This window comes from Polyangium fumosum (genome assembly GCF_005144585.1).
GTDB classification, from domain to species: domain Bacteria; phylum Myxococcota_A; class Polyangia; order Polyangiales; family Polyangiaceae; genus Polyangium; species Polyangium fumosum.
This window is the reverse complement of sequence record NZ_SSMQ01000001.1, coordinates 15,373-27,185: the sequence shown is the minus strand read 5'-3', so window position 1 is coordinate 27,185 and position 11,813 is coordinate 15,373. Positions and strand designations below refer to the sequence as shown.

Sequence of the window (11,813 nt, the reverse complement as noted above, 5' to 3'; positions counted from 1 at the left end):
TACGCATGCAGCATCATTCCCTGCCCCGCCTCTCCCGCCTCGCGCCCGCCCTCCTCGCCCTCCTCGCGGCGACGTCCTGCTCGAAAAAAGAAAAAGAACCGGACAATGCATTGCCGTCGCGCCCTGCAATACCGGGGACCAGCACGAGCGCTGATACCATAGAAGAAAAACCACCTGTCCCGACAACCGGCAACAAATCGGATGTCCAGACAAACAACGGCAAACCATTGCCGTCGGAATCGGCGAAAAAGGTGGAGGGGGGACCGGAGAAGGCGACGGGCGACGAAATACCCCCCGAAGAACGGCAAAAAATCGCAGGAAAGATCGCGTTCATCTCGGAGCGCGATGGAAACCGCGAGATCTACGTGATCGGAGCGGATGGCAAAGGGGAAGAGCGGCTCACGAAGAGCCCGCACGCCGATTACAATGGCCCCGCCTCGCCGGACGGCCGCGCGTTGCTCGTGATCCGCGTCGAAGGCGAGGAAGGCCCCCAACAACTCCTGCTCCAACCCCTCGACGGAAGCCCCCCAAAACCCCTCGGACCCCTGGCAGGGCGCGTACGTCATCCCACATTTTCGCCGGACGGGCGGTTCGTCGTCTACGAGACGAACGGCGGGAAGGTGGACCCGGCCCATTTTTCCGATCTCTACCGGGTGGGCAGCGACGGCAGCGGCTTCAAGCGCATCACGAAGAACGACGAAGGGAATTTCGAGCCCGCGTTCTCGCCGAAAGGTGATGCGATCGTCTTCCTCTCCAGCCGCGACCGCGTGGCCGAGCTCTATCGCATGCGGCCGGACGGGAAGGATCCCGTCCGCCTGACGAACACAGACCGCGACGAATGGGGCGCGCGGTACTCGCCCGACGGCAAGGTGCTGGTGTTCGTGAGCGATCGCGAAGGCGCAGATCGCGTATGGCTGATGCCCTCGTCCGGGGGCGAGGCGCGCCGCCTGACGCAAATGCGGCCTGCGCCGCGGATCGTCGAGGACAAGCCGACCTGGTCCCCCACGGGAAAGCAAATCGCCTACATGCTGAGCGCTCCCGACGAGCCGTCACGCGTGGGAATCGTCGCCATGGAGGACGGGAAAGAGACGTTCGTGCGCGGGCCCGGAGGGGCGGGGCAAGTCGGTGAGCCCGCGTGGTCGCCCGACGGGCGCTACCTGGCCGTGACGGTGACCCGCGGACCCGATCAGCAGATCTGGATCGTGCGGGCCGATGGGACCGGAATGACGAAGCTGACGAGCTCTTCGGGCGGGAACTGGAATCCGATCTGGATACCGCCGAGCAAGGGAAAGGGCGGCAAATAGCACGGCGAGCGGTCTGAGCCGCGAAACGGGTGGTGCCCGACCTCTGCAATGGCAAGATCCTCGGGCGCGCGCTCCGCATCCGCGAGCGCCGCCCGGGGGAATGGCGAATGAAACGGAAAACGGGCCACTGGGAGCAACGACATTTCCAGGCGCTTGGGACGACCGGCGTCCTGATTGCGGTCGTATTCGTCGCGTGCCAGGGCGACGGCGAGGGTCCGGACCGGACCCCGGCGACGGCCAAAGCCCTCGGCGGGCGGCCGCTTTCGAGCGTCGTCGGATTCACGTTCGCGGACGACCTCGGCACGGGCGCTGCGGATCTCGGGCGCTACGTCCGGGCGCGTGTGGATCAGGTCGCGCGAGGGACGCTGCCGAAGGGCGTGGCGTTCCCGCTTCCGAATACGTCGACGGAGAGCGTGCAGGCGATCGCAGGGCTCTCGCCGAACGTGGTGGTGTCGTGGCTCGATCCGCTGACGTTCGATCGGAGCCCCACGGCGCCGCGGTTCGGGACGAACAACGATTACATCGCGTTTTTCGGAGATCGGTGGAGCGACGTGCCCGGCGATCCGCCGCAATGGCACGGCAGCGGCACGTCGGCGTGGATGTGGGTGAACCACGAGTCGATTCCGAATGAGGCTCCCACGTCGACGACGGCGCCGACGGGCCAGCACCTCACGCTCGCGAAGGATCTCGCGGCGGAGAACGTGCTGACGAACGACGTGACGTCGAATCGGTGGGCGCCCGCGGATCTAGCGACGTACTTGCGGGAGGCCAAGCGCCAGGTCGGCGGCTCGTGGTTTCACGTGGTGCAGGATCCGGAAGGGACATGGCACGTCGATCGCGGCGCCGGGGCCATTCGATACGACGCGACGAGCAAGACGCTCGCGCGCCTCACGGGGATCACGCCGCTCGAAGTCGATCACGACGACGAGGGGCACGCGCTCCCGCCCGGCGTCGTGAGCGGCATCATGGCCGATTGCTCGGGCGGTCAGACGCCGTGGGGCACGGTGATCACCGCCGAGGAAAACGTGCAGGACTTCCATGGGGACATGGAGGTGTTCTGGACGAGCGAGCAAAAACTCGTCCGCGGCGCAGGCGCGGATCCGGGCGGGCCGATCACGTTCGACACGACGCCGAGTCCAGCGAGCTTGTTCGGGATGTCGCCGGATGTGAAATCGCGCCACGCGAAGGATCTGTACGGCTATCTCGTGGAGATCGATCCGGGCAAGGCGCCGGGCGAGTATGACGGGAAAAACGCGGCGGGCGTGGGCCACAAGAAGCTCGGCGCGGTGGGCCGCGCGCGGTGGGAGAACACGTCGTTCGTGGTCGACGCGGACTGGAAGCTCCTGCCAAACGAGCCCATCGTGCTCTACGCGGGGGACGATCGGCGGAGCGGCCGCATGTACAAGTTCGTCTCGAAACACGTCTACGAGCCGGGGATGACGCGCGCCGAGACGCGCGCATTGCTCGATGAGGGGAAGGTCTACGCCGCGCATTTTGCCGGACTCGACAACACGACGGGCGTGACGATGCTCGCGACGGGCGAGGCGCCGACGGAGGCGCAGCCGGGGATCGGGCAATGGATCGAGCTCGGCACGGCGAGCACGGCGATCGCCCCGAACGCAGCCGCGCTCGGCGAGCCGGGCAAGACCGTGGGCGAGGCGCTCGCCGACACGGACTACAACGGGCTCGGCGGCTTCGCGAGCGACGACGACGTGCGGCGCGCGCTGTTCACGGCGAGCACGAAGGTCGGGATCATGGAGCTGAACCGGCCCGAGGACGTCGAGTACAACCCGCGGGATCCGAGCGGGACGCCGAGGATCTACGTGTCGTTCACGAACCACGGGCACAAGACGCAGCTCGATCAGGCGGGCAAGCTGATCGATCCGGCGGTGCACGAGCAGGCCTCGGTGAAGCGCCCCGACATGGTCGGCAACATGTTCGCATTGCAGGAGGCGAACGCGAAGCGCCCCGGGGCGTCGACGACATTCGTGTTCTTCCGCGTCTGGGCCGGCACGAATGCGACAGGTCCGTACGATGCGTCGAACCCCGACAACATCCTGATCGATCACGAGGGGGGCGTGTGGTTCGGCACGGATGGGAATTTCGCGACGAACCAGCGCGCCGATGCGGTGTACTTCCTCGACCTCGATCGCGCGCACGCTGCAGGCGCGCCGGGCGTCGTGTCGCCGACGTTTGGCAAGGCATTCCGCATCGTGGCAATGCCGAGCGACGCAGAGGCCACGGGGCCGGCGCTCGCCGCGGACATGCGCACGCTCTTCGTGAGCGTGCAGCACCCGGGCGAGCACGTGCAGAGCGTGTGGCCCCACGGGGCGCGGTGAACGCGCGCCTGCCCTCGTTCCTGCTCGCGTGCGGGCTCCTCGGAGCCCTCGGGGCGGCCTCGTGCGGGCGGCGCGAGGAAAGGGCAGCCGAGGGCCTCTACGACCCGCTCGCGCGCGCCCGCGAGGCCGCGGGGCGGGTGAACAACCCCGAGGCCTCGGTGCCGCCGCTCTGTTACACGAAGACCGGCGGGACCTCGAACCCGTGCTGGGTCTGCCACACGAGCGCGCACGGCACGAATGTGCGCGCGGACGCGCATTTGCAGGAGGAATACGCGTTCTCGGACGCGGCGCGCGAGAACCACTACACGAACCTGTTCGTCGATCGGAGCGCGGAGATCGCGCAGATGTCGGACGAGGAGCTCCTCCGCTACGTGCGCGAGGACAACTACGCGCCGCTGCGGCGCGCGCTCGCGAGCGCACGCGGGTACGAAGGATACGTGCCGGATCTCGATCTCGATCGCGGCTTCGACGACGAGGGGTTTGCGCGCGATGGGAGTGGCTTTCGCGCCGTTCGGTTCAAGCCGTTTCCCGGTACGTTCTGGCCCACGAATGGGAGCACGGACGATGTGTTCCTCCGCTTGCCCGAGGTGTTTCGCGCGGACGAACACGGAAAACCGTCACGCGCGATCTACGCGCTGAACCTGTCGCTGCTCGAAGCCGCGATCACGACGGATCCCGACGCGAAGGCGGATCGGATCGACCGCACGATCGAGCCGGTCGACGAGCGGCTCCTCGGGGAGGATCTCGACGGTGATGGAGCGCTCTCCGCGGGCGTGACGCGCGTGCGGCGCTTGCCACGCACCTACGCCGGCGCCGCGTCGAGCGAGCCGCTCGAACGAGGGATCTATCCGCGGGGCGTGGAGTTTTTGCATTCGGTCCGCTACCTGGATCCGAACGCGCCTGGATACGTCGCGCGGCGCATGAAGGAGCTTCGATATTCACGCAAGGTGCTGAAGCTCGATCGATGGGCGCTCCTCCGCGCCTACGAAAAAGAGCAGGACGAAAAGGACGAGGGGCTCCTGCCCGTGTACACGGGGTCGGCGACGAGCGGGTTGCGCAATGCGTTCGGCTGGCAATTGCAGGGGTTCATCGAGGACGCCGAGGGGCGGCTGCGGCTGTCGACGGACGAGGAACATCGGTTCTGCATGGGCTGCCATTCGGGCCTCGGCGTGACGGTCGATCAGACGTTTGCCCTCGCGCGCAAGGTGCCGGGAAGGGAAGGCTGGCGGGTGCAAGACCTCCGCGGCATGCCCGACGTCCCCGAGCTCGGGCACGCGGATCCTGAAGTGCTCACGTATCTGCGTCGTGTGGGCGGAGGCGACGAGCTACGCGCGAACGACGAGATGCTCGCGCGCTTTTTCCCCGGCGGAAACCTCGCGGAATCCGAGCTGCGACGTGCAGCGCCCGGCGGCGATCGGGACCTCGCGTTCCTGCTCCTGCCGTCGCGCGAGCGCGCGCTCGCGCTCGACAAGGCGTATCGGGCGATCGTTCGAGGTCAACGCTTCGATCTCGGCCGCGACGCGCTGCTTCGACCCGCAGTGAACGTGCACCGGGCGATCGAGAACGGGTCGACGGACCTCGGCAAGGCAAACCGGGTCTACACCGACGGGCGGCTGCGGCTCGATTGGTGATGGTGCTACACTCGGGGACGTCATGTCCCACGAGCGCACGAGCCTTACGGCCAAGAAGATCGCACGATTCATGGTCCTGATCGACGCCGTGCCCCGATTCGCCGGCCTCTTGCCGGCGGATGCGGCGACCACGGCGGAGGCCATCCTGCGCGCGTCCGGGGCCGTCGCGCAGCGGCACATCGACATGATGCGCGCGCCGTGGACACAACGATTCTACGAGATCGCGGAGGCATGGACGGCCCGCGGTCAGCTCGTCTGGTTCGGACTGCGAAAGCGGTGGATGGCAGATGCCGTGGAGGAGGCGATCGCAGCGGGAGCGACGCAGCTTCTGGTCGTGGGCGCAGGGTTCGATCCGCTGGCCGCGATCATCGCGCGGCGTCATCCGGAGGTGACGTGCGTGGAGATCGACGCGCCGGCGACGGCAGCGCCGAAGCGCGAAGGGGTGCGGGGCGCAGGGTTTGCACGGACGAACCTGCACCTTTGCGCGGCGGATCTGTCGGAGCGATCCCTCGGCGAGGTCTTGCACGAGACGCCGTGGCGGAGCGACGCGCAAAGCGTGGTCGTGGCCGAGGGGCTGCTCATGTATCTGGACGTGAAGGACGTGAAGGCGTTTTTCCGGGCGATCCACGAGCACACGGGGGCCGGGAGCCGCGTGGCCTTCTCGTACGTGGATGGAGACGACGCCGGGCGGCCGCATCTCGGGACGCTGGATTGGCTGATCCGCACGTCGCTTCGATTGGCCGGGGAGCGAATGCGGTGGGGGATCCGGCCCGAGCGGCTGCGGGCATTCGTGGAGGAAGCGGGGTTTTTCGTGGGCGAGCAGGTGGACGGGGCGGCGTTGCAGAAGGAGGTTCTCGCGCCGCTCGGTCTGCCGGAGGAGCCGGTGGCGGCGTATGAATATCTGGCGATGGTCGAGCGGGCCAAGGCGCGGGAATGAGCGCTACCGCGCCGGCGCCTTCGGGCGGGCGCGGCGGCTCGAACGCCCGATGGCGTGCGCGACGCCTTGCTCCAAGCTGCTCACCGTCTTGATGCCGCGCATGTCGATCCCGATGTCCACGAGCGTCCGCGCAGCCGCGGGGCGCACGCCCGTGAGGACCACCTCCGCGCCGAGCAACCCCGCCGCCTGCGCCGCCTGCACGAGGCCGAGCGCGACGCCCGTGTCCACCGTGCGAACGCCGGTGATGTCGAGAATCGCGACCTCGGCGCGATGCGCGACGACGCCCTGGAGCAACGCCTCGAGCACGAGCGCCGCCCGGCTTTCGTCGATGGCGCCGACGAGCGGCATGAGCACGACGCCCGGGGCAATCGGCAAGAGCGGCGTCGAGAGCTCGCGCAAGGTCTCGCGTTGCGCGTCGATGAGCCGGTCATGGAACGTCGCCTGCTCCGCCTCGGCCCGCCGGAGGTCGGTGACGTCGGAGCCAATGGCGCAGACCGCATAAAGTTTGCCCCGCGCGTCGAACAACGGAAACTTGGACCCGAGAAAGATGCGCGGGCCGATCTTCGTGGGAATCTCCACTTCGAGCTGGACCGGCACGCCCCCGTCGAAGACGCGCCGGTCATCCGCGCGATTCCTCGCGACGACGTGGGGCGGAAAGAGATCGGTATCCAATTTTCCGACCGCGGAGCCCGGTTCGAGGCCCAGCCCTTCGTCGAAGCCGCGGTTCGTCAGGGTATAACGTCCCTCGATGTCCTTGACGAAGAGGAAGATGGGCGCATTCGAGATGACCGCATGCAGCATCGCCTCGCTCCGCTCGCGCGCCTCGCGGTCCCGTTTCTGCTCGGTGATGTCGTAGCCGCTGGCCACGACCGCGGTCGGTCGTCCCTCGCCGTCGAGCAAGCGCCCGACGTTCCATTGCAGGATATGAACGGCGCCGTCCCGCGACGCGACCGGGTTCTCGAAGCCGCGCGTCTCCTCGCCCGCGAGCACCTTGCGCATGTCGGCCGCGACCCGAGGCCGCGCCTCGGGCAGCACAAACAGTTCGAGGTAGTTTTTCCCGAGGATCTCGTCCCTCGACCACCCGTAGACGCGCTCGGCCTCGGTGTTCCATTCGAGAATGGTGTCGTCTTCGCCAATGAGCACCACGACGCTCTTGAAGGCGTTTATCAGGCTCCGAAAACGCGCATCGCCATCGCAGCGAACGGCAGCGGTGGCAGAGGCGGCGCACCTGACGAGCGCGTACGCCGCTTCGTCGAAGACAGCGAGCAGCCTGTCGAGCGCGTCCGCGTGGGTCGTGGCGTCGCCGCCGGAAGCAGACCACGCGCGGAGCACGCGCTGGAAATGGCGGCGGGCCTTGGAGAGGGTGCGGTGCACCTCGTCGGCGGGCGCGCCGCGACGCCCGAGGCCGAGCGCGGCCGCCGAAACGCGCTCGGCGGCCGCATCGTCTCCAAGGAGCGTGTCGATCGTCGCGCCCACGAGGGCCTCGGACCAGGCAGCGACCTCCGCCGTCGTCGCCTTGCCGAGGCACGCGACCTCGGTCGTGGCGTCGCCGGCAATCACCAGCGCCAAGTCGCGCGCCTGGCTTTCGAGAAACGCGCGATACGTGGTCGCCCCCTGATCGCTCATGTCGTTCTCCTCTGTCCGCCCATGACGGAGGGATCACGACACCTCACCTCTCCAAGGACGTCAAGCGATTGGACGAACCATCCTGCTGGCGCGACGCCCCTCAGATCTGCGCGTACCCGCCGTCGACGAAGAGCTCGGCGCCGTTGACGAAGCTGCTCGCGTCGGAGGCGAGGAACACGGCGGCCTTGCCGACCTCGTCCGGATCACCGAGCCGGCCGAGGGGAATCGTGCTGGCGAGGCCCTGGAGAAGCGCCTTTGCCTCCTCCTCCGTCGGCGCGAGGGAAGCGAGGCCCGGGGTCTTGATGGGTCCGGGGCTGATCACGTTCACGCGAATGCGGCGCGCCTTGAGGTCGAGGATCCAGCTTCGCGCGAAATTTCGCACGGCAGCTTTGGTCGCGCTGTACACGCTGAAGGATTCGGTGCCCATCGTCGCCGTGGTCGAGGCGTTCAGGATGATCGAGCCGCCGTCGACCAGGAGAGGCAATGCCTTCTGCACCGTGAAGAGCACGCCCTTCACGTTCGTGTTGAAGGTCTTGTCGTAATGCTCCTCGGTGATCGCGCCGAGCGGGAGGAACTCTCCGCCGCCGGCATTCGCGAAGACGACGTCGATGCGGCCCGCCTGCTCGCGGACGACGTCATACAGGTGGTCGAGATCCGCGAGGTTCGACGAATCGGCGCGGACGCCGACGGCGTTGCTCCCGATCGCCGCGACGGCCGCGTCGAGCTCGGCCTTTCGTCGGCCCGTGATGAAAACGCGCGCGCCTTCCGCGGCGAACCGTTTGGCCGCGGCCAATCCGATGCCCGTGCTCCCGCCCGTGACGACGGCAACTTTTCCTTCGAGTGCACCCATGATCATTCTCCCGCTTCTTTGAGATCCGTTCGGTTTGGTTCGCCGGGCACGCGCTCCGACGTGGTAGGACATGCCGCCGCCGCGGAGGACGTCCGCGTCGGCGTTGTTGACCACGTGGTCCAGTATTGGACTTGTGGACCGATCGGTCAAGTACCATAGAGAGAGGTATGGGTCGTCCACGTAAGTTCGAGGTGGAACAGGTGCTCGAAGCCGCGCGGGACCAGTTCTGGGAGAAGGGGTACGCGGCGACGTCGCTCGACGACCTGATGCGGGCGACGGGGCTCGGAAAAGGTAGTCTTTACGCGGCGTTCGGCGACAAGCACCAGCTCTTCCTCGCCGTGCTCGACGCCTACGCCTCCTGGCGACTCGACGCCATACGCGCCGCGCTCGGCGGCGACGCGCCCGCGATCGATCGCCTTCGGGGTCTCTTCCGGATGGACCTGCCGACGCCCGAGGCCGCCGCCGTCTGCGAGCGTGGGTGTTTGCTGGTGAACAGCGCCTCGGAGCTCGCATCCCACGACCCCGAGGTGCGAAGGCGGGCGCGGGAGACGTTCGGCGCGCTCGAAGAGCTGCTCGTCGGGCTTGTGGAGAAGGCGCGCGACGCGGGGGATCTGCCGCCGGAGACGGACGCGCGCGAGGTCGGCCGGCTATTGCTCGCGGTCCTGCAAGGGATGGAGTTCCTCGCCAAGACGGGGCTGGAGCGCGAGGCGCTCGGGCGCATCGGCGAGGCGGCCGTGGCGAGGCTGCTCGGCGCCGCCCCCGCGTGCCGTCCGGCGAAGCGGCGGCGGCAGACGTGAGGGGAGGCGCGAGGGCGCAGCTTCAGCGCTGTCGCCCGCCCTGGCCCGTGGCGTAGGCGATGCCGCTCGCCAGCGTGCCGCGAACGACCAGCGACGCGAGGGAGACATCGAGCTCGACCAAGGTTCGCGCGACATCCGAGCGGATGCCCGTCAGCACGACCTCCGCACCCACGAGCCCGAGCGCCTGCGCCGTACGCAGGAGCGTATTGGCGACGTGGGTATCCACCTGCTTGACGCCGGTGATGTCGATGATCACCACCCGCGTCTGCTTGCCCACGGCCGCATGCAGCACCGTCTCCAGCATCTGGTCGGCGCGCCTCGCGTCGACGACGCCGATGAGCGGCATCACCATGATGTCCTCGCGAATGGGGATGAGGGGCGTGGACAACTCTTCGAGGAGCGCGCGTTGTACACGGATCACCTCGTCCTGCAGGGCAGCACGCGCTTGCTCGGCCTGCTCGCGCGCCACGAGCTCATGTTCGAGGCGCCCCGCCTGGAGGCGAATGATATCGGCGGACTGTCTGCGCTCCGTGACGTCCTGCACGGTGCCGAGCATCCGAAGCGGCGTGCCCGATTCGCTGTAAAAGACCTTGCCTTGCTCGTGGACGACGCGCGTCTCGCCCGTCGGCAGCACGATGCGGTGCTCGATGCTGTAAGGGGCGCGCTCGTTCACGGTCCTGTTCACGGCCTCGGTGACCATGGCCCGATCGTCGGGATGAATCGTGCCGATGAACGCCTGGTAGCTGACGTCGAACTTTCGCGGCTCGTAGCCAAAGATGCGAAAAATCTGGTCGGACCAGGTCAAGCCCCCCGTGGGAATGTCCCAATCCCAATTGCCCATGTTCCCAATCTGCTGGGCCCAGAGCAGGCCTTCCTCGCTCGCGCGGAGCGCGCCTTCCGTCTTTTTGTGCGCCGTGACGTCGCGAAGATGGACGAGCGCGCCGCCCTCCGGGTCGACCTGGCACGGCGTCACGACGAGCGAAAACCAGCGCTGCGCCTCGTCCGCTGCGTAGCTCGTCCCCAGCTCCAGGTCGAAGCGCGCGCGGCCGCCCGCGATCACCTCGCCGATGCCGGCGCGCATCGCCGCTCGGTCCGTCTCGTGCATGTCGAGCATGGATGCGGGGGACGTGCCCGCGGGGAGATCGCGGCTTCGTCGCCCCGGCTCGCTGTCGTCGGCGAGCCGATACCACGCGAGATTGGCGTACCGAATGCCCCCGCGCGCGTCGACGAGCGCGACCGGATCCGTGAGCGCATCGAGCACAGACCACGGCCCAGCGGCCAAATGGGACGAACTCCCGGACGACGGCGTGTCCTTCAACATGTAACTCCCCCCCGAAACCCAAGCCCCAGCTCTGGCCCCCCGATGGCCAAATCCGCGAGCTTGCGCGCCTGCGCGTCTTGGTTGTGAATTTACCGGGTGGGCGTGCTTGCCGTCAAGCTTGGAGGAACGACCGCGTCGACGGTACCGTGCTATTTCCGCTGCGACGCGAACGCCTTGAATGCCTCGGCGTAGTCGGGGTGCCACCGCGAGAGCGGCGGGCGGTTCTCGACGATGTCGCCGGCCGCCCAGAGAATCCGGCGCTCGTCGAGCGAGCGCGGGACCTCGTTGTCCGGGCAGAGAATGTAGAAATCATTCGCGGCCAGGCGCTCCATCATGAAGTCGATCGTCTGCTCCGGCGTCCACGCCCCCGCCGGTTTGTCGGTACGGCCGGACCCGGTGAGCTCGGTGAAGACGAATCCCGGAATGAGCAGGTGCGCGCTGATCTGGCAGCCGGGCGTGTTGCGGAGCTCATGCTGAAGCGCCTCGGTGAATGCTTTCACGCCAGCCTTCGAGACATTGTACGCCGGGTTGCCGGGCGGCGTGGTGATGCCCTGTTTCGAGCCGGTGTTGATCACGAGGCCGGGCCGCCCCTGCTCGATCATCCGAGGCACGAAGACCTGCGTGCCGTGGAGGACGCCCCAGAGGTTCACGTCGATCGTCCGCGCCCAGCTCTCCGCGGGTCCGAGCACGGTGCTTCGAGGGCCGATGCCGGCGTTGTTCAAGAGGATGTTCGTCCCGCCAAACCGCGCGGTGACGGCGGCTTCGAGCGCGACGAGCGCCTCGGCGCGGCTGACGTCGGTCTCGGAGGTCATCACATCGGCGTCGCCGCCCGTCGCCACGGCCGCGACGGACTCACGCGCCCGCGCGAGCCGATCGGCGCCGAGGTCGGCGATGCAAACACGAAGGCCGAGCGACGCGAGCTTCTTCGCGGCCGCGAGGCCAATGCCCGCGGCGCCGCCCGTGACGACGGCAACGGCGCCCGGAATGAAAGCGGGGTGCATCATGACA

The 11,813-nt window shown here is 67.9% G+C and carries 9 protein-coding genes; 5 read left to right on the top strand and 4 right to left on the bottom strand.

What is annotated here, in order from left to right:
- Positions 1 to 5: 5 nt before the first annotated feature.
- From E8A74_RS00105 to E8A74_RS00090, 4 genes are read left to right on the top strand one after another with little or no spacing between them, the layout of a single operon-like run.
- Complete coding sequence (locus E8A74_RS00105) at positions 6 to 1,304, top strand: PD40 domain-containing protein (protein WP_136926821.1); 1,299 nt, start codon at positions 6 to 8, stop codon at positions 1,302 to 1,304.
- Positions 1,305 to 1,333: 29 nt separating this feature from the next.
- Complete coding sequence (locus E8A74_RS00100; protein ID WP_136926820.1) at positions 1,334 to 3,643, top strand: PhoX family protein; 2,310 nt, start codon at positions 1,334 to 1,336, stop codon at positions 3,641 to 3,643.
- Complete coding sequence (locus tag E8A74_RS00095) at positions 3,640 to 5,274, top strand: hypothetical protein (protein WP_136926819.1); 1,635 nt, start codon at positions 3,640 to 3,642, stop codon at positions 5,272 to 5,274. Before E8A74_RS00100 ends, E8A74_RS00095 begins: the two co-directional genes overlap by 4 nt.
- A gap of 22 nt (positions 5,275 to 5,296) precedes the next feature.
- Positions 5,297 to 6,211: a class I SAM-dependent methyltransferase gene (locus E8A74_RS00090; protein WP_136926818.1), complete on the top strand. Its 915-nt coding sequence runs from the start codon at positions 5,297 to 5,299 to the stop codon at positions 6,209 to 6,211.
- A gap of 3 nt (positions 6,212 to 6,214) precedes the next feature.
- Here the strand turns inward: E8A74_RS00090 and E8A74_RS00085 are convergent, their stop codons facing one another.
- Together E8A74_RS00085 and E8A74_RS00080 are read right to left on the bottom strand one after the other, a co-directional pair.
- Positions 6,215 to 7,837 carry a PAS domain-containing protein gene (locus E8A74_RS00085; protein ID WP_136926817.1) on the bottom strand — a complete coding sequence of 541 codons (1,623 nt, stop codon included), beginning with the start codon at positions 7,835 to 7,837 and terminating at the stop codon, positions 6,215 to 6,217.
- Positions 7,838 to 7,937: 100 nt separating this feature from the next.
- Complete coding sequence (locus E8A74_RS00080; RefSeq protein ID WP_136926816.1) at positions 7,938 to 8,687, bottom strand: SDR family oxidoreductase; 750 nt, start codon at positions 8,685 to 8,687, stop codon at positions 7,938 to 7,940.
- Between the two features lie 167 nt (positions 8,688 to 8,854).
- Here E8A74_RS00080 and E8A74_RS00075 point away from each other — a divergent pair, with 167 nt between their 5' ends.
- The gene (locus E8A74_RS00075) at positions 8,855 to 9,484 is read left to right on the top strand and encodes a TetR/AcrR family transcriptional regulator (RefSeq protein WP_136926815.1); all 630 of its coding nucleotides are present in this window, start codon (positions 8,855 to 8,857) and stop codon (positions 9,482 to 9,484) included.
- Between the two features lie 22 nt (positions 9,485 to 9,506).
- Here the strand turns inward: E8A74_RS00075 and E8A74_RS00070 are convergent, their stop codons facing one another.
- Together E8A74_RS00070 and E8A74_RS00065 are read right to left on the bottom strand one after the other, a co-directional pair.
- The gene (locus E8A74_RS00070; RefSeq protein ID WP_136926814.1) at positions 9,507 to 10,805 is read right to left on the bottom strand and encodes a PAS domain-containing protein; all 1,299 of its coding nucleotides are present in this window, start codon (positions 10,803 to 10,805) and stop codon (positions 9,507 to 9,509) included.
- A 149-nt stretch (positions 10,806 to 10,954) separates the two neighbouring features.
- Positions 10,955 to 11,809, bottom strand: coding sequence for an SDR family NAD(P)-dependent oxidoreductase (locus E8A74_RS00065; protein WP_136926813.1), 855 nt, complete (start codon positions 11,807 to 11,809; stop codon positions 10,955 to 10,957).
- Between the last annotated feature and the right edge of the window lie 4 nt (positions 11,810 to 11,813).

Bases quoted from the DNA above. Each gene is read 5' to 3' on its own strand.
- E8A74_RS00105 (WP_136926821.1), top strand. From the start codon at position 6: ATGCAGCATCATTCCCTGCCCCGCCTCTCCCGCCTCGCGCCCGCCCTC.
- E8A74_RS00090 (WP_136926818.1), top strand. From the start codon at position 5,297: ATGTCCCACGAGCGCACGAGCCTTACGGCCAAGAAGATCGCACGATTC.
- E8A74_RS00085 (WP_136926817.1), bottom strand. From the start codon at position 7,837: ATGAGCGATCAGGGGGCGACCACGTATCGCGCGTTTCTCGAAAGCCAG.
- E8A74_RS00080 (WP_136926816.1), bottom strand. From the start codon at position 8,687: ATGGGTGCACTCGAAGGAAAAGTTGCCGTCGTCACGGGCGGGAGCACG.
- E8A74_RS00075 (WP_136926815.1), top strand. From the start codon at position 8,855: ATGGGTCGTCCACGTAAGTTCGAGGTGGAACAGGTGCTCGAAGCCGCG.
- E8A74_RS00070 (WP_136926814.1), bottom strand. From the start codon at position 10,805: ATGTTGAAGGACACGCCGTCGTCCGGGAGTTCGTCCCATTTGGCCGCT.
- E8A74_RS00065 (WP_136926813.1), bottom strand. From the start codon at position 11,809: ATGATGCACCCCGCTTTCATTCCGGGCGCCGTTGCCGTCGTCACGGGC.